This window comes from Rhodococcus sp. JVH1 (assembly GCF_000280725.2).
Taxonomy (GTDB): Bacteria; Actinomycetota; Actinomycetes; order Mycobacteriales; family Mycobacteriaceae; genus Rhodococcus_F; species Rhodococcus_F jostii_A.
In genome coordinates this window covers 311668-327751 of sequence record NZ_CP166289.1, presented here as the reverse complement: position 1 = coordinate 327751, position 16084 = coordinate 311668, and the positions used below count along the sequence as shown (strand labels likewise).

Annotated in this window: 18 protein-coding genes; 15 read left to right on the top strand and 3 right to left on the bottom strand. The window is 68.8% G+C overall.

Going from position 1 to position 16084, the window contains the following annotated elements:
• The first annotated feature begins 75 nt into the window (after positions 1 to 75).
• The 6 genes from pgsA to JVH1_RS01545 all read left to right on the top strand — a co-directional run bounded on the left by pgsA (position 76) and on the right by JVH1_RS01545 (position 5822).
• A complete protein-coding gene (gene pgsA, locus JVH1_RS01570) occupies positions 76 to 741 on the top strand; it encodes a phosphatidylinositol phosphate synthase (RefSeq protein ID WP_009480123.1) in 666 nt (221 codons plus the stop codon).
• The gene (locus JVH1_RS01565) at positions 738 to 1643 is read left to right on the top strand and encodes a phosphatidylinositol mannoside acyltransferase (RefSeq protein ID WP_009480124.1); all 906 of its coding nucleotides are present in this window, start codon (positions 738 to 740) and stop codon (positions 1641 to 1643) included. Before pgsA ends, JVH1_RS01565 begins: the two co-directional genes overlap by 4 nt.
• Positions 1640 to 2767, top strand: a complete 1128-nt coding sequence (locus JVH1_RS01560; protein WP_009480125.1) for a glycosyltransferase family 4 protein — start codon at positions 1640 to 1642, stop codon at positions 2765 to 2767. Before JVH1_RS01565 ends, JVH1_RS01560 begins: the two co-directional genes overlap by 4 nt.
• Positions 2764 to 3786, top strand: a complete 1023-nt coding sequence (locus JVH1_RS01555) for an NUDIX domain-containing protein (RefSeq protein WP_009480126.1) — start codon at positions 2764 to 2766, stop codon at positions 3784 to 3786. Before JVH1_RS01560 ends, JVH1_RS01555 begins: the two co-directional genes overlap by 4 nt.
• Before the next feature lie 152 nt (positions 3787 to 3938).
• Positions 3939 to 4841 carry a pyridoxal 5'-phosphate synthase lyase subunit PdxS gene (gene pdxS, locus JVH1_RS01550; RefSeq protein WP_009480127.1) on the top strand — a complete coding sequence of 301 codons (903 nt, stop codon included), beginning with the start codon at positions 3939 to 3941 and terminating at the stop codon, positions 4839 to 4841.
• 159 nt (positions 4842 to 5000) lie between these two features.
• Positions 5001 to 5822 carry an acyl-CoA thioesterase II gene (locus tag JVH1_RS01545; protein ID WP_009480128.1) on the top strand — a complete coding sequence of 274 codons (822 nt, stop codon included), beginning with the start codon at positions 5001 to 5003 and terminating at the stop codon, positions 5820 to 5822.
• A gap of 6 nt (positions 5823 to 5828) precedes the next feature.
• Here the strand turns inward: JVH1_RS01545 and JVH1_RS01540 are convergent, their stop codons facing one another.
• Positions 5829 to 6452, bottom strand: coding sequence for a hypothetical protein (locus JVH1_RS01540; protein ID WP_009480129.1), 624 nt, complete (start codon positions 6450 to 6452; stop codon positions 5829 to 5831).
• Between the two features lie 56 nt (positions 6453 to 6508).
• On the opposite strand from JVH1_RS01540, the gene JVH1_RS01535 reads away from it, so the two are divergent.
• Entirely contained in the window at positions 6509 to 7363 is an 855-nt protein-coding gene (locus JVH1_RS01535; RefSeq protein ID WP_009480130.1) for an acyl-CoA thioesterase II, read from the top strand.
• Positions 7360 to 7968: a pyridoxal 5'-phosphate synthase glutaminase subunit PdxT gene (gene pdxT / locus JVH1_RS01530; RefSeq protein WP_009480131.1), complete on the top strand. Its 609-nt coding sequence runs from the start codon at positions 7360 to 7362 to the stop codon at positions 7966 to 7968. The genes JVH1_RS01535 and pdxT overlap by 4 nt, the downstream gene beginning before the upstream one ends.
• Here the strand turns inward: pdxT and JVH1_RS01525 are convergent.
• Both JVH1_RS01525 and JVH1_RS01520 read right to left on the bottom strand, forming a co-directional pair.
• Positions 7965 to 8879, bottom strand: a complete 915-nt coding sequence (locus JVH1_RS01525) for a hypothetical protein (protein ID WP_009480132.1) — start codon at positions 8877 to 8879, stop codon at positions 7965 to 7967. The genes pdxT and JVH1_RS01525 overlap by 4 nt on opposite strands.
• On the bottom strand, positions 8876 to 9232 hold the full coding sequence (locus tag JVH1_RS01520) for a GntR family transcriptional regulator (RefSeq protein ID WP_009480133.1): 357 nt from the start codon (positions 9230 to 9232) through the stop codon (positions 8876 to 8878). The genes JVH1_RS01525 and JVH1_RS01520 overlap by 4 nt, the downstream gene beginning before the upstream one ends.
• 144 nt (positions 9233 to 9376) lie before the next feature.
• Between JVH1_RS01520 and JVH1_RS01515 the strand changes: the two genes are divergently transcribed.
• The 7 genes from JVH1_RS01515 (at position 9377) to secF (ending at position 16084) form a co-directional block, all read left to right on the top strand.
• On the top strand, positions 9377 to 10129 hold the full coding sequence (locus JVH1_RS01515; protein ID WP_011598635.1) for a YebC/PmpR family DNA-binding transcriptional regulator: 753 nt from the start codon (positions 9377 to 9379) through the stop codon (positions 10127 to 10129).
• 135 nt (positions 10130 to 10264) lie between these two features.
• Positions 10265 to 10834 carry a crossover junction endodeoxyribonuclease RuvC gene (gene ruvC, locus JVH1_RS01510; protein WP_009480135.1) on the top strand — a complete coding sequence of 190 codons (570 nt, stop codon included), beginning with the start codon at positions 10265 to 10267 and terminating at the stop codon, positions 10832 to 10834.
• Entirely contained in the window at positions 10831 to 11433 is a 603-nt protein-coding gene (gene ruvA / locus JVH1_RS01505) for a Holliday junction branch migration protein RuvA (RefSeq protein ID WP_009480136.1), read from the top strand. The genes ruvC and ruvA overlap by 4 nt, the downstream gene beginning before the upstream one ends.
• Positions 11430 to 12527: a Holliday junction branch migration DNA helicase RuvB gene (gene ruvB, locus JVH1_RS01500; protein WP_009480137.1), complete on the top strand. Its 1098-nt coding sequence runs from the start codon at positions 11430 to 11432 to the stop codon at positions 12525 to 12527. The genes ruvA and ruvB overlap by 4 nt, the downstream gene beginning before the upstream one ends.
• A gap of 135 nt (positions 12528 to 12662) precedes the next feature.
• Positions 12663 to 13040 carry a preprotein translocase subunit YajC gene (yajC, locus tag JVH1_RS01495; protein ID WP_009480138.1) on the top strand — a complete coding sequence of 126 codons (378 nt, stop codon included), beginning with the start codon at positions 12663 to 12665 and terminating at the stop codon, positions 13038 to 13040.
• 144 nt (positions 13041 to 13184) lie between these two features.
• On the top strand, positions 13185 to 14855 hold the full coding sequence (gene secD / locus JVH1_RS01490) for a protein translocase subunit SecD (protein ID WP_009480139.1): 1671 nt from the start codon (positions 13185 to 13187) through the stop codon (positions 14853 to 14855).
• Positions 14852 to 16084, top strand: a complete 1233-nt coding sequence (secF, locus tag JVH1_RS01485) for a protein translocase subunit SecF (RefSeq protein WP_009480140.1) — start codon at positions 14852 to 14854, stop codon at positions 16082 to 16084. The genes secD and secF overlap by 4 nt, the downstream gene beginning before the upstream one ends.

Here is a 16084-nt window from a genome sequence, read left to right as displayed (position 1 = left end):
TTAGATGAATGACGCGGGAGTCGCTGGCTCACGCGTGCGGGGTTCCTGGCAGGAAGTGAAGAACGGGGTGGAGAGGTGCTGAGCTTCTTCGGACGGGCATCCGTGTCCAAGGTGACGGCACCATTGGGGAAGGCCCTGGTCAAGACCGGGCTCACTCCCGATTCCGTCACCGTCATCGGCACCGTAGCGACCGTGGCCGGCGCGGTCACGCTGTTTCCCAGCGGACATCTGTTCTGGGGAGCGATGTTCATCTGGCTGTTCGTCATGTTCGACATGCTCGACGGTGCCATGGCCCGCGCCCGCGGCGGCGGAACCCGGTACGGTGCCGTTCTCGACGCCACCTGCGACCGGGTGGCCGACGGTGCGATCTTCGCCGGTCTGGCCTGGTGGGCGGTCTATCACGAGAACAGCAAGCCGCTGCTGATCGCGACTCTGCTGTGCCTCGTCACCTCGCAGGTGATCTCGTACGCCAAGGCGCGCGCCGAGGCCAGTGGGCTGTCCGCCGACGGTGGACTCATCGAACGACCCGATCGGCTGGTCATCGTGCTGGTCGGTGCCGGCGTGACCGGGCTCGGAGTTCCGTGGGCCATTCATGTCGCGATGTGGTTGCTGTCGGCGGGCAGCGTCATCACGGTGTTCCAGCGGGTACTGGCCGTCCGCCGGTCGCCGGGCGCCCGGGACGTGCTGCCCCTCCCGCCTGCGGACCCGACGCCGGAAGACGGACAGGCGAGCGCGCAGTGAGCGGCCTGTCGGAACACATCAGCGACCTGGGGTACGCGACCGGCTGGCGGCTGGTCCGTGCGCTGCCCGAGAAGGCCGCGGTCGCCCTGTTCGACAGGGGAGCCGACTTCGCCGTCCGGAACGGCGGCCCGGAACAGTTGCGCCGCAATCTCGCCCGTGTGCTCGGTGTACCCGCGGACGAGGTGCCGGACACCCTGATGCGGGTGTCGATGCGGTCCTACGCGCGCTACTGGCGGGAGGCTTTCCGGCTGCCGTCGATGGACCTCGTGAAGACGGGCGCCGCCCTCGACGAGCTGATCGAAGGGCAGAAGCACCTCGACGCCGCGAAAGAAGCCGGCCGGGGCGCGGTCATGGCACTGCCGCACAGCGGCAACTGGGACATGGCCGGTGTGTGGTGCGCCCAGCACTGGGGCGGGCTGTCCACGGTCGCCGAGCGATTGAAGCCGGAGTCGCTGTACCGGCGGTTCGTCGATTACCGCGAAGGGCTCGGTTTCGAGATCTTTCCGCTCAGCGGGGGAGAGAACCCCCCGTTCGTGGAACTGTCGGCGCGACTGCGGGACAACGGGATCGTGTGCCTCCTCGGTGAACGCGACCTGGCGAAGAAGGGCGTCCCGGTGACGTTCTTCGGGGAACCGACGCGCATGCCCGCCGGCCCCGCGAAGCTGGCGATCGACACCGGCGCGCCGCTGCTGCCGGTGCACTGCTGGTTCACGGACGGCGGGTGGGGTTTCCGCATCGACCCGCCGATCGACACCACCGCGGGGGTTGCCGCGGCGACTCAGGCCCTGGCGGATCGGTTCGAGGCCAACATCGCGGCACATCCCGAGGACTGGCACATGCTTCAGCCGCTGTGGCTCTCCGACCTGTCCCAGTCGAGGCTCTCCCGCATGGAGAACTCGTGAAGATCGGAATGGTCTGCCCGTACTCGTTCGACGTCCCGGGCGGAGTGCAGGCCCACGTCGTCGACCTCGCGGAGGTTCTGATCGAGCGCGGGCACAAGGTGAGCGTCCTCGCGCCGGCGTCCGACGACGTCGACCTGCCCGACTTCGTCGTCTCCGCGGGGCGCGCCCTCGCCATTCCCTACAACGGTTCGGTGGCCCGGCTGAGTTTCGGCCCCGCCGCGAGCGCCCGCGTGCGGCGCTGGATCTCGGACAACAACTTCGACGTCCTGCACATCCACGAGCCGAACGCGCCGAGCCTGTCCATGCTCGCCATGCGCGTGGCCGAGGGGCCCATCGTGGCCACTTTCCACACGTCGACCACGAAGTCGTTGGTGCTGAGCACGTTTCAGGGTGTTCTCCAGCCCTACCTGGAAAGGATCAGCGGCCGCATCGCGGTGTCGGAACTCGCCCGACGCTGGCAGGTGGAATCACTGGGCTCCGATGCGGTCGAGATCCCCAACGGGGTCGACGTCCAGGCGTTCGCGAACGCCGAGCCGCTGCCCGGCTACCCGCGTCCGGGAAAGACCATCCTCTTCCTCGGCCGCTACGACGAGCCCCGCAAGGGCATGGCGGTGCTCCTCAAGGCGCTGCCCGCTCTGGTGGAGAAGTATCCCGACCTCGAGGTGCTGGTGGTCGGACGCGGCGACGAGGACAAGCTGCGCCGCGAGGCCGGCCCGGTCTTCGGGCACCTGCGTCTGCTGGGCCAGGTCGACGATGCCGAGAAGGCGTCGGCACTGCGGAGCGCCGACGTGTACTGCGCCCCCAACCTCGGGGGTGAGAGCTTCGGCATCGTGCTGGTGGAGGCGATGGCCGCGGGAGCTGCCGTCGTGGCGAGCGAACTGGACGCGTTCCGCCGGGTCCTGCGGGACGGGCAGGCAGGCGTGCTGGTGCCGGTCGGGGATGTGGCGGCGCTCGCCGCCGGGATCGACTCGGTGCTCGGTGACCCCGAGCGCAGCGCCGCGCTCACCGATGTCGGCCGGACGGTGGTCACCGAATACGACTGGCCGGTGGTGGCCGAACAGATCCTGCGTGTCTACGAGACGGTCACCGTCGGCCGCGACGGCGTCCGGGAGGTCGGCTCGTGACGTTCTCCGCCCTCACGATCCTGGTCCTCGCCCTGGTCGCGGCCGTCGTCCTGGCGATCGGCCTGTGGGCGTACGGAACGGCCAACCGCCTCGACCGCCTGCACGTTCGCTCCGACCTGTCCTGGCAGGCTCTCGACGCGGCCCTCGCCCGCCGGGCGGTGGTCGTGCGGGCGGCGGCCGCGGCGATGGACCCGCCCGAGGGCAGGTCGCTGGCCGCGCTGGCGGCCCGGGCCGAACGGTCGGACCGGGCCGACCGGGAGATCGCCGAGAATGCGTTGTCGAGTGCACTCTCGTCCCTCGATCCGGAGGCGCTGCGTCCCCAGTTGGTGGCGGAACTCGCCGATTCGGAGGCGCGGGTGCTGATCGCCCGCCGTTTCCACAACGACGCCGTTCGCGACACCCTCGCACTCCGCACCCGGCGTCCGGTCCGATGGCTGCACCTCGGGGGCACGGCCCCGCTGCCGACGTACTTCGAGATCACCGAACGCTCGTCCGCCGCGGCGTTCACCGAGGGTCTGTCCCTCGATTCCGTCCGGACATCAGCCCGGGTGGTGCTGCTCGACGGTGAGGGCCGGGTCCTGCTGCTCCGGGGTCACGACCCCACCGTCCCTGACGTCTACTACTGGTTCACGATCGGTGGCGCCGTCGAGAAGGGGGAGAACCTGCGGGCCGCCGCGGTCCGGGAGATCGCCGAGGAGACGGGGCACACCGCGTCGCCCGAATCGCTGCGCGGACCCATGTGGCGTCGGGTTGCCATCTTCTCCTGGAACGGGCAGCTGATCCGCTCCGAGGAACTGTTCTTCGCGTTGCGCACCGACGGGTTCGAGCCGCACCACGGGGGCTTCACCGAACTCGAGAACCGCACCATCACCGGTCACCGGTGGTGCACCGCGGACACGGTTCGTGAACTGGCGGCAGCAGGGGAAGCCGTGTACCCGCACGACCTCGCGGATCTCCTCGACGAGGCGGGCGCGGTGGCCTCGGCCGCGGACGAACCCGAGGTGCGCGCGATCACCTGAGCCGTCCCGGGAGCCCGGAGAAAGCCAGCAATTGCCGACTGGCTACGGAAGTGGACGGCCCCTCGTCCTAGAATCGGGTACTGCAGCGTGAACGTCGTCGCTCACGTATGCCGTTATCGAAGTCAATCCACGCCACAACCCAGGAGTTCGCTGTGAGCACCCCCGACACCACCCCCACCACCGGTACGGCACGCGTCAAGCGTGGCATGGCCGAGATGTTGAAGGGCGGGGTCATCATGGACGTCGTCACCCCCGATCAGGCGAAGATCGCCGAGGATGCCGGTGCGGTCGCGGTGATGGCGCTCGAGCGGGTGCCCGCGGACATCCGGGCGCAGGGTGGGGTGTCCCGGATGAGTGATCCGGACATGATCGACGGCATCATCTCCGCGGTGTCGATCCCGGTGATGGCCAAGGCCCGGATCGGGCACTTCGTGGAGGCGCAGATCCTGCAGTCCCTCGGGGTCGACTACGTCGACGAGTCGGAGGTGCTGACCCCGGCCGACTACGCCAATCACATCGACAAGTGGCAGTTCACCGTCCCGTTCGTGTGTGGTGCCACCAATCTCGGTGAGGCGCTGCGGCGGATCACCGAGGGTGCGGCGATGATCCGGTCCAAGGGGGAGGCCGGTACCGGTGACGTGTCGAACGCGACCACGCACATGCGGACGATCGGTGGGGAGATCCGCCGGTTGACCTCGCTCAGCGAGGACGAGCTGTATGTGGCGGCGAAGGAGTTGCAGGCGCCGTACGATCTGGTCGTCGAGGTCGCCAAGGCCGGGAAGTTGCCGGTCACGATGTTCACTGCCGGTGGCATCGCCACCCCGGCGGATGTGGCGATGATGATGCAGCTCGGTGCGGAGGGTGTGTTCGTCGGGTCGGGGATCTTCAAGTCGGGTAACCCGGCGGAGCGGGCCGCGGCGATCGTGAAGGCGACCACGTTCTTCGACGACCCGGATGTGCTGGCGAAGGTTTCCCGTGGGCTGGGTGAGGCGATGGTCGGGATCAACGTCGACGACATTCCCGTCCCGCACCGGCTCGCCGAACGCGGCTGGTGATCCCCGCGATCGATCTGTGATCGATCGCGGCGCTCCCGGCGCCGCACTACTTCCGTTCGCACCGCACGAGGCCCCGACCCGGGCCTCGTGCGGTGCGGTGCGCCGGTGCCCGGGACCCGTGTGAGAGTGTCAGCGGACGAGCATCGGAAGGGGCCGTGGATGGCGACGATCGAAGAGATCCTGGAAGTGGAACGCCTGGAGGAGAACATCTTCCGAGGCATAGCGACCGAGACCATGCTTCCCCGCACGTTCGGTGGGCAGGTGGCCGGTCAGGCGCTGGTGGCGGCGGTCCGCACCGTCGACCCCCGATTCATGGTGCATTCGCTGCACGGCTACTTCCTCCGTCCCGGAAACCCCACGATGCCGATCGTGTACCTGGTGGACCGCATCCGGGACGGTCGGTCGTTCGTCACCCGGCGGGTCAGCGCCGTCCAGGACGGTCAGGCGATCTTCACGATGTCGGCGTCGTTCCAGGTCGAGGACGAGGGCATCGAGCACCAGGACGAGATGCCCGTGGTCCCGCCGCCCGATACGCTGCCGTTCGCCAGTGACTCGGACGACCCGGAGATCGCCTGGCTCGCCCAGGAGTGGTCAGACTGGGACATCCGGATGGTCGGCCACGGCGAGGTCGACCGCAGGCGCGGTGCGGCCGCTCAGCAGCAGGCGTGGTTCCGATCCCGCAAGACGCTGCCCGACGATCCCGTCTTCCACGTCTGCGCACTGGCCTACATGAGTGACATGACGCTGATCGGTTCCGCCATGACCCCGCACCCCGGTGTCGAGATCAACGGCGCCTCACTCGATCACGCGCTGTGGTTCCTGCGCCCGTTCCGAGCCGACGAGTGGCTGCTGTACGACCAGACGTCACCGTCCGCCGGATTCGGGCGGGCGCTCGCGCAGGGCCGGATCTTTGACAGGAAGGGCAACCTGGTCGCTGCCGTCGTGCAGGAAGGGCTGACCCGGTTCCTGCGCACGACGTGAGAGGCCTCAGCGGCCCGCCCGGACGGCTGGCCTCGGCGGATGGTCGTACCGCACCAGCAGGTCGGGTTCGACCGTGACGTCGGCGGCACGGCGCAGCAGTGCGGGCACGGTCCAGCGTTGATCGGCCGGGGTTCGGCGCATCAGGGCGCCTTCGCCCAGATGAAGTTGCACGGTGACGTCGAAGTCGAGATCCCGGCCCAGCAGCATCGGGCCGACGACGAGAAGCACCTGACCGTCGGCCGCGGGAACGCGGGCGCAGCGGGCGGAGCGATCCTCGGCCTCGTCCCACAGGCGCGGCAACCACCGGCGGTCGGTGCGGACCGACCGCACCACCTCTCGGTTCAGGGCGTCGTAGTCGAACCAGAGGGTGCGGTAGCTGAGTTCGTCGTCGCGCCCGTGCTCGAACCGCAGGGAGGCGGGCCGGACGTAGTCGTGGAGCGACACGACGTCACACGGGCGGCCCCGCTCCCGCAGCGACGCGCACACCGCGTCCGCGAGGGGCAGGGGGTGCGCGCCGTCCGGAGCGTCGATCGCGACGACGGCGGTGCCGTGAACGGCGAGGCAGCGTTCGGAGACGAGGGCGACGAGACCGTCCGGGCTCGTCGGTGTGAACATCGTCATGGCACCCATGGTGCCTCGAGCCCGAACCGGGCGGATAACCTTGACCAGGCACAGAAGGAGGGCTCATGGCGAGCATCGAGGACGTTCTCGAACTCGAAGCGCTGGAGAAGGACATCTTCCGCGGCGCGGTTCATCCGTCTGTTCTGAAGCGGACGTTCGGCGGGCAGGTCGCGGGTCAGTCGCTGGTGTCCGCGGTCCGTACCGTTGACGAGGCATTCAAAGTCCACTCCCTGCACGGGTACTTCCTGCGCCCAGGAAATCCGGCGAAACCCACCGTCTACCTGGTCGACCGGATCCGGGACGGCAGATCCTTCTGCACGAGGCGCGTCACCGGAATCCAGGATGGCAAGGCGATCTTCACCATGTCGGCGTCGTTCCACACCGAGGACGAGGGCATCGAGCATCAGGACACGATGCCGTCCGTCCCCGCGCCCGAAGAGCTCGTCGACGCCCAGACCCTCGAGGAGTTCGCCGCCACCGATCTCTACCGGGAGTGGAAGGAATGGGACGTCCGTATCGTTCCGGCCGGCTCCACCGGGAAGACTCCCGGAATCGCCGCGCAGCAACGGGTGTGGATGCGGTACCGCAGCAAGCTGCCGGACGATCAGGTCTTCCACATCTGCACCCTCGCCTACCTCAGTGACATGACGCTCCTCGGTGCGTCGAAGGTCCCGCACCCCGGAGTGGTCACGCAGACGGCGTCGCTCGATCACGCCATGTGGTTCATGCGCCCGTTCCGCGCCGACGAGTGGCTGCTCTACGACCAGACCTCACCCTCCGCCGGCTTCGGCCGCGCCCTCACCCAGGGCCGCATGTTCGACCGGAACGGCACCATGGTCGCCGCCGTCGTCCAGGAGGGGTTGACCCGTATCCAGCGCGATCAGGACAAGCGCGACATCGAGACAGGAAACATGGCATGACCCGTCCCCTCGTCGGAGTACTCGCCCTGCAGGGTGACGTCCGTGAACACCTTGCCGCACTGAATGATTCGGGTGCGGATGCCGTCGGCATCCGCCGCCCGGAGGAGCTCGAGAAGATCGACGGCCTCGTCATCCCGGGCGGCGAGTCGACGACCATGAGCAAGCTGCTGCAGATCTTCGAACTGCTCGAACCGCTGAAGGCGCGCCTGCGCGACGGGTTGCCCGCCTACGGGTCCTGCGCCGGGATGATCCTCCTCGCGAGCGAGATCCTCGACACGAGACCCGACGCGCAGCACCTCGGTGCGATCGACATGACGGTGCGCCGCAACGCCTTCGGTCGTCAGGTCGACTCCTTCGAGTCCGACCTCGAATTCGAGGGCATCGTCGGCGACCCGATGCGGGCCGTGTTCATCCGGGCTCCGTGGGTGGAGCGCGTCGGCGACGACGTCCAGGTCCTTGCCCGCGTGCCCGAGTCGGGTGGCGCGGCCGCCGGACGGATCGTGGCCGTCCGGCAGGGCGCCGTGGTGGCCACGTCGTTCCACCCGGAGGTGACCGGCGACCGGCGGGTGCACGAGCTGTTCGTCGACATCGTCCGCGGGGTCTAGGGACGGGGCGCGGCGAGTGTGTTGAGGAGCGCCGCACCCTGCGCGGCGCCGTCCACGGTGACCGCGAACGGGCGGCCGCCGGTGCGGTTCAGCACGATGCCCTCGCCGGCGCGGATCACGACCGCGGTCCCGCGCGGCGTGAAGCGGTAGCCCCAGCCGCCCCATTCCGTGGGCCGGATCTCGGTGACCCGGGCCTCGTCGATGGAGTCGAGCGGGATCTTCCGCCAGCGGATGTTCCACGACGACAGGGTCAGTCCTGTGCGGTCGATCTGCACGGTCACGGAGGCGAAGCCGCCGCCGGCGACCGCCAGGACGACGAACAGGACGGCGAGCCAGAGCGCTCCCACCAGCGCGGAGACGACGGCGGCCAGGGTCATGGCGAGAGCGAGCACGCCCGCCCACCGCCCGCGGGCATAACCGGTCCACGATGCGCGCTCGCCGGGCGCCAGGGGGACGGGCAGCGTCGGCGCCGCACCGTTCTCCGGGGAGTGCGGCGTCCGGGGGAGCAGGGCGAAAGCGGCGATGGCCCACACGATTCCCAAGAGGGGAACGACGATCCACCAGCCCAGCGTCGCCGCTTCGGGCGAGCCCGCCTCGATCGTGGCAGCGACGCTGACGATCCAGGCCGTGGCCACCGTCCACCCGACGAGAACGGTGGCGGGAAGCCAGAGCGCGGCGTCGGTGCGGACCCGCGCCGCCACGACGCCCGCGATCACGGCGGCGGCCGCGCAGACGGCGAGAGCGATCCAGAAGTAGGTGGTCGTGTCGCTGAACCGGTCGGGTTCGGTGCCGGACCAGTGGCTGGCCACCACCGGCGGCAGTTCGCCGCTCCACGCGAGTCTCGCGATCACCAGCGCGAGAAGGGGGACAGCCGAGGTCGCGGCGAGCCGGCGCGTTCGGGAGGTCGTCATTGTCTGGTGGTCTCCTTGATCAGGTCGAGCATCTGTTCGGTGTCGAGTCCGAGGCGTCGTGCCTCGGACACGAAAGTGCGTGCGGCTTCGGTCAATCCGGTGTGAACCGGGTCCGTGTCGGCGCGGACGACCGCGCCCCGGCCCCGGCGGAGGTCGATCAGGCCCTCGTCGCGCAGCGCGGCGTACGCGCGCAGCACGGTGTGGAGGTTGACGTCGATGGATTCGGCCAGTGCCCGGGCGGAGGGGAGCCGATCGCCCGCGCCGATCTCCCCGCGCAGGAACGCGCCGCGCACATTGGCCGCGATCTGTTCGCCCAGTGGGGTGGTGGAGCTGTGGTCGACCCGCATCAACATGTTTGCATTCTATGCAAACAATGGCGACTTATGCGAGTTGTTACCCCGGGAACGCACAGGGGCGGCCGGGCTGCGGGTAACATCGTCAAAGCTGAAACCGCGCATTCGGCGTGCCAAAGGCAGCAGGAAAGGGGCTTGAATCGCATGAGCGGCCACTCCAAATGGGCCACCACCAAGCACAAGAAGGCTGTGATCGATGCCAAGCGTGGCAAAGCCTTCGCGAAGCTGATCAAGAACATCGAGGTGGCGGCCCGTACCGGCGGTGGCGATCCTGCGGGAAATCCCACCCTGTACGACGCCATCCAGAAGGCTAAGAAGACGTCGGTCCCCAACGACAACATCGAGCGCGCCCGCAAGCGCGGCGCCGGTGAAGAAGCGGGCGGCGCCGACTGGCAGACCATCATGTACGAGGGCTACGGACCCAACGGTGTCGCCGTCCTCATCGAGTGCCTGACCGACAACCGCAACCGTGCGGCCGGCGAGGTGCGTACCGCGATGACCCGCAACGGCGGCAACATGGCCGACCCGGGTTCCGTGTCCTACCTGTTCACGCGCAAGGGCGTCGTCACCCTGGAGAAGGGTGACCAGAGCGAGGACGACGTGCTGATGGCGGTCCTCGATGCGGGTGCCGAGGAGGTCACCGACCTCGGCGACACGTTCGAGATCGTGAGCGAGCCCACCGACCTCGTCGCCGTCCGCAGCGCACTGCAGGAGGCGGGAATCGACTACGACTCCGCCGAGGCCGATTTCCGTGCGTCCGTCGAGGTCCCGGTCGACGCCGACGGAGCCCGCAAGGTGTTCAAGCTCGTCGACGCGCTCGAGGAGTCCGACGACGTGCAGAACGTCTACACCAACGTCGACCTGTCCGACGAGGTGCTGGCGGAGCTCGACGACTGATTGCACGACGCACGGCACGGGTCGGGGGAGCGGTGCTCGTCCGCCCCGGCTCGTCCTGCGTGTTGATGCGCCGACTCGTCCGACCCCACGGCTAAGCTATCGAACAGCTGTTCGGCGTGGGAGAGGTGGCTTTGCGTGCGTGTGCTGGGTGTGGATCCCGGTCTGACCCGGTGCGGATTCGGAGTGGTGGACGGCGGCGGCGGCCGCACCGTCACCCCGATCGCCGTCGACGTGGTCCGGACCCCGGCAGACCTCGAGTTGTCCTCCAGGCTGCTGCGTATCTCCGAAGCGGCCGAATCGTGGATCGATCTGCACATGCCCGAGGTCGTGGCGATCGAGCGGGTGTTCTCCCAGCACAACGTGCGCACCGCGATGGGCACCGCGCAGGCGGGTGGCGTGGTCGCCCTCGCCGCCGCGCGCCGCGGCATCCCCGTGTGTTTCCATACCCCCAGCGAGGTCAAGGCTGCCGTCACGGGGAGTGGCTCGGCAGACAAAGCTCAGGTGACGGCGATGGTGACGCGCATCCTCAAACTGGCGGCCGCACCCAAACCGGCCGACGCGGCGGACGCGCTGGCGCTGGCGATCTGCCATTGCTGGCGGGCGCCGATGATCGAACGCATGGCCCGCGCCGAAGCCGCGGCCGCCGAACAGAAACGTCGCTACCAGGCCCGACTGGCCGAAGTGAAGAAGGCAGGTACACGATGATCGCGTCCGTCCGCGGCGAGGTGCTCGAGATCGCCCTCGACCATGCGGTGATCGAATCCGCCGGAGTCGGCTACCGCGTGAACGCGACGCCGGCCACCCTCGGCGGACTGCAACGGGGATCCGAGGCCCGGCTGGTCACGGCGATGATCGTCCGCGAGGACTCGATGACGCTGTACGGCTTCCCCGACTCGGAGTCCAAGGAGTTGTTCGGGCTGCTCCAGACGGTGTCGGGAGTCGGCCCCCGCCTGGCGATGGCCACCCTCGCCGTCCTCGAACCCGACGCACTGCGGGCGGCACTGGCCGAGGGCAACGTCACGGCACTCACGCGGGTGCCGGGCATCGGCAAGCGCGGGGCGGAGCGGATGGTCGTCGAACTGCGCGACAAAGTAGACGCGGTCGCGTCCACGTCCGGGGCGGTGCCGCTCGGTGCGGGCGGCGGCGGGTCGGTCCGCGACCAGATCGTCGAAGCCCTCGTCGGGCTCGGATTCCCGGCCAAGCAGGCCGAGCAGGCCGCCGACTCCGTCCTCGCAGAGGCGCCCGAGTCGACCACCTCCACGGCGCTGCGCTCCGCCCTCTCGCTGCTCGGGAAGACCAGATGAATCCCGAACCCGGGGGCGACTACGACGAGGAGTCCCCGGTCTCGGCCGATCTCGTCGCCGGCGACGGCGACATCGAGGCCAGCCTGCGCCCGAAGAACCTCCACGACTTCATCGGGCAACCGCGGGTCAGGGAGCAGTTGCAGCTCGTCCTGACCGGCGCCAAGATGCGCGGCGGCACCCCCGACCACATCCTCCTCTCGGGCCCGCCCGGCCTGGGAAAGACCAGCATGGCGATGATCATCGCCGCCGAACTGGGCTCGTCGCTGAGGCTGACGTCGGGTCCGGCGCTGGAACGGGCGGGCGACCTGGCCGCGATGCTGAGCAATCTCGTCGAGGGCGACGTGCTGTTCATCGACGAGATCCACCGCATCGCCCGGCCGGCCGAAGAGATGCTCTACCTCGCGATGGAAGACTTCCGGGTCGACGTCGTGGTCGGCAAGGGCCCCGGCGCCACGTCCATTCCCCTCGAGGTCGCACCGTTCACCCTGGTAGGGGCCACCACTCGCTCGGGGGCGCTCACCGGGCCGCTGCGCGACCGATTCGGGTTCACCGCCCACATGGACTTCTACGAACCCGCGGAACTCCAGCAGATCCTCATGCGATCGGCTGGCATTCTCGGCGTGCAACTCGGCGAGGAGGCCGGCGCCGAGATCGCAAACAGGTCCAGAGGCACGCCCCGCATCGCGAACCGCCTCCTCCGCCGTGTCCGCGACTACGCCGAGGTCCGGGCGGACGGCGTCGTCACCCGCGAGATCGCCCACGCCGCTCTCGCCGTCTACGACGTCGACCAGCTGGGACTCGACCGCCTCGACCGGTCCGTCCTCAGCGCCCTCGTGCGCAGCTTCGGCGGCGGCCCGGTCGGAGTGTCCACCCTGGCCGTCGCGGTGGGTGAGGAACCCGCCACCGTCGAGGAGGTGTGTGAGCCCTTCCTCGTCCGCGCCGGAATGATCGCCCGGACACCCCGCGGCCGTGTCGCCACGGCCGCCGCGTGGACGCAACTGGGCCTGACCCCGCCGCCGGACGCTGTGACCGGCGGAATCGAGGTCCGCGTCAACGAACCGCAGGCATCCCTGTTCGATCCGCAAGACCCCTGATCGACCCCGGAGAAACGCCCGCCTCGTGCCGAGCGAACCGGTGTCCGGGCCGGTGATGGCACACTGGTGTATTGCATCGGTCCAACCGGGACCAGTGCTTCGGACCGTGCGACATACCTCGAGGTTGACTTACAGATGGATTTTCTCTTCCCGCTCCTGATTCTGGCGCTGCTCGTCCCCATGTTCCTGGGGATCCGCCGACAGAAGAAGGAGGCGGCCAAGGTGACCGCTCTGCAGGACTCGCTCTCGGTCGGTGACCGCATCCTCACGACTGCCGGTCTGCACGGCACCGTCGTCGCACTCGGCGACGAGACGATCGACCTCGAGATCGCTCCCGGCGTGGTCACCACGTGGTCGCGTCTCGTCGTCCGCGAGCAGATCGTCGACGCCCCGCTGCAGGGCAGCGGTTCCATAGACCACGAGTCGATCGACGCCGAGGCCCCCGCCACCGACATCGTCCGCGAGGATCGTGAGAACGGCGGCGACACCCCGCCGCGCCTGAACAAGGATTGATCGACGCTTCCGCGGCGTACCCGCGCAGCCGTCGCGTCGCAGGCGCCCCGGGCGCGGCAACCGGGGCACAGCCCTGCGTCTGCCGGTCCGGTGCGCTGTGAACGTTCCCACCCGAACTGCACGTACTGAGGAGACATAGAGATCGTGGCACCTTCCACAGGATCGGTGCATCCCGTCCGCTACCTCACCGTTTTCGCGGTGCTCATGGCGGTTCTGTATGCCCTGGTGTTCTTCACCGGCGACAAGTCCGCGACACCCAAGCTGGGCATCGACCTGCAAGGTGGGACCCGAGTCACCCTCACCGCACGCACCCCGGACGGCAGCAAGCCGACGCCGGACAGCCTGCGGCAGGCCCAGGAGATCATCGAGACCCGTGTGAACGGACTCGGCGTGTCCGGCTCCGAGGTGGTCATCGACGGCGACAACCTCGTCATCACCGTCCCCGGCGACGACAGCGCGCAGGCGCGTTCGCTCGGCCAGACGGCGCGCTTGTACGTCCGTCCCGTCCAGACGTCCCAGGCCGCGGCCCCAGCCGGCACGCAGGCACCTGCCGCCGGTGGGACGCCGGCCCAGGCTCCCGCCGGAACCGAGACTCCCGCGCCCCAGAACCGGCCGTTCCCGGCTCAGGATCCGTCCACCTCTCCCGAGCCGACTCCGACGGCGGAGCCGGCGCCCGCCGACGCGTCCGGCACCGAGACTGCCGAGGCGGCCGACGAGATCGCAGCCGCGCGGGCCACGCGCCAGAGCACCGACCCGGCCGTGCAGCAGCAGGCCATGGCGACGCTCGACTGCAGCGTGCCCGACCCGCTGCGCGGCAACGACGACCCGGCCCTGCCGCTCGTCGCGTGCTCCACCGACGGCCAGGCCGTGTACCTGCTCGAACCGGCGATCATCGACGGGCAGGAGATCGCCGACGCGACGTCCGGCTACAACTCCCAGCAGTCGCGGCACGAGGTGAGCCTGACGTTCAAGTCCGAGGGCAGCAACACCTGGGCCACGTTCACGTCGCAGAACATCGGCAAGCAGGCCGCGTTCACACTCGACTCCAAGGTGGTGAGCGCACCGGTCGTCCAGGGCGCGACACCCGCAGGTAGCTCGACGTCGATCACCGGCTCGTTCTCCGCGGAAAGCGCGAAGGAACTCGCGAACACCCTCAAGTACGGCTCGCTACCGCTGTCGTTCGCGGCGTCCGAGGCGGAGACCGTGTCGGCGACGCTGGGGCTCGCCTCGCTGGAGGCCGGTCTCATCGCCGGACTGGTGGGTCTGGTCCTGGTGCTGCTCTACTGCCTCCTCTACTACCGCATGCTCGGGGTGCTCACCGCGTTGTCGCTGGTGCTGTCCGGTGTGATGGTCTACGCGATCATGGTGCTGCTCGGCCGGTACATCAACTTCACCCTCGACCTCGCGGGCATCGCCGGTCTGATCATCGGTATCGGTATGACCGCCGACTCGTTCGTGGTGTTCTTCGAGAGAATCAAGGACGAGATGCGGGAGGGACGCAGTTTCCGGTCCGCGGTACCGCGCGGCTGGGCTCGTGCGCGCCGGACCATCCTGTCCGGTAACGCGGTCAGCTTCATCGCCGCCGCGGTGCTGTACATCCTCGCGGTCGGGCAGGTGCGCGGCTTCGCGTTCACCCTCGGCCTGACCACCATCCTCGATGTCGTCGTGGTGTTCCTGGTGACGTGGCCGCTGGTCCACCTGGCCTCGAAGTCGCCGTTCTGGTCGAAGCCCGGTGTCAACGGACTGGGTGCCGTGCAGCAGATCGCCAAGGAACGCAAGGCTGCCGCAGCGTCGGCGAAGGAGTCACGAGTATGAGCGAATCGACCACGTCCCGGTCTGCGTCGCAGACAGACCGCGAGTCTTCGCTGTCCGATTCGGGCGTCAACCAGTCGTCGATGCCCCAGCACAGCCTGCTGTCGCGGCTGTACACCGGAACCGGCGCCTTCGAGGTCGTCGGGCGTCGCCGCTTCTACTACATCCTGACCGGCACGATCGTGCTGATCTCGTTGCTGAGCATCCTCGTCCGCGGATTCACCCTCGGTATCGATTTCGAGGGTGGTTCGCGGATCCAGTTCCCCGCCGGCGGCGGGGTGGAGACCGCGCAGGTGGAGGAGGTCTACTCCGAGGCGCTCGGCATGGACCCCGTCTCGGTGCAGACGGTGGGCTCGGGTTCGAGCGCGACCGTGCAGATCCGCTCCGAGGCACTCGACGCGGCGCAGGTGGTGAAGCTACAAAACGCGTTGTACGACGAGTTCCAGCCGAAGGACAGCGACGGCAACGTCAGCAAGAACGTGATCAGCGTCGCCGACGTCAGCGAGACGTGGGGCGGACAGATCACCCAGAAGGCGCTGATCGCGCTGCTTGTGTTCCTGGTGATCGTGAGCGTGTACATCGCCGTCCGGTTCGAGCGGGACATGGCGATCGCCGCGATCGTCGCGCTGTTCTTCGACATCGCCGTCACCGCCGGCGTGTATTCACTGGTCGGCTTCGAGGTGACCCCGGCGACCGTCATCGGCCTGCTGACGATTCTCGGTTTCTCGCTCTACGACTCGGTGGTGGTGTTCGACAAGGTCGAGGAGAACACACGAGGGATTCTGCACCTGACCCGTCGCACCTACGCCGAGCAGGCGAACCTGGCGATCAACCAGACGCTGATGCGGTCCATCAACACCACCCTGATCAGCGTCTTGCCGGTGCTCGCGCTGATGGTGGTCGCGGTCTGGATGCTCGGTGTCGGAACGCTGAAGGACCTGGCGCTGGTGCAGCTCGTGGGCATCATCGTCGGCGCCTACTCGTCGATCTTCTTCGCGACACCCCTGCTGGTCACGTTGAAGGAGCGGTGGGGTCCGGTCGCCGCGCACACGCGAAGGGTCCTCGCTCGCCGCGCGACCCTGGCACAGGGCGGTGCGCCGAAGGCCGGCACCCCGGCCGCCGAGGTTGCCGCGTCCACGGCGGACACCGCCGTCCCGCGCCGCCGGTCGGCGGCGACCGCACCCACACCGGGCTCACGTCCCACCGGGAAGCGCAACAAGAAGAGGCACTGA

Excerpts from the sequence above, each read along its gene's own strand:
- yajC (WP_009480138.1), top strand. The coding sequence starts at position 12,663 with ATGGATTTTCTCTTCCCGCTCCTGATTCTGGCGCTGCTCGTCCCCATG.
- JVH1_RS01520 (WP_009480133.1), bottom strand. The coding sequence starts at position 9,232 with ATGTTGATGCGGGTCGACCACAGCTCCACCACCCCACTGGGCGAACAG.
- JVH1_RS01525 (WP_009480132.1), bottom strand. The coding sequence starts at position 8,879 with ATGACGACCTCCCGAACGCGCCGGCTCGCCGCGACCTCGGCTGTCCCC.
- JVH1_RS01545 (WP_009480128.1), top strand. The coding sequence starts at position 5,001 with ATGGCGACGATCGAAGAGATCCTGGAAGTGGAACGCCTGGAGGAGAAC.
- JVH1_RS01535 (WP_009480130.1), top strand. The coding sequence starts at position 6,509 with ATGGCGAGCATCGAGGACGTTCTCGAACTCGAAGCGCTGGAGAAGGAC.
- secF (WP_009480140.1), top strand. The coding sequence starts at position 14,852 with ATGAGCGAATCGACCACGTCCCGGTCTGCGTCGCAGACAGACCGCGAG.
- pdxT (WP_009480131.1), top strand. The coding sequence starts at position 7,360 with ATGACCCGTCCCCTCGTCGGAGTACTCGCCCTGCAGGGTGACGTCCGT.
- JVH1_RS01515 (WP_011598635.1), top strand. The coding sequence starts at position 9,377 with ATGAGCGGCCACTCCAAATGGGCCACCACCAAGCACAAGAAGGCTGTG.
- ruvA (WP_009480136.1), top strand. The coding sequence starts at position 10,831 with ATGATCGCGTCCGTCCGCGGCGAGGTGCTCGAGATCGCCCTCGACCAT.
- ruvB (WP_009480137.1), top strand. The coding sequence starts at position 11,430 with ATGAATCCCGAACCCGGGGGCGACTACGACGAGGAGTCCCCGGTCTCG.
- JVH1_RS01540 (WP_009480129.1), bottom strand. The coding sequence starts at position 6,452 with ATGGGTGCCATGACGATGTTCACACCGACGAGCCCGGACGGTCTCGTC.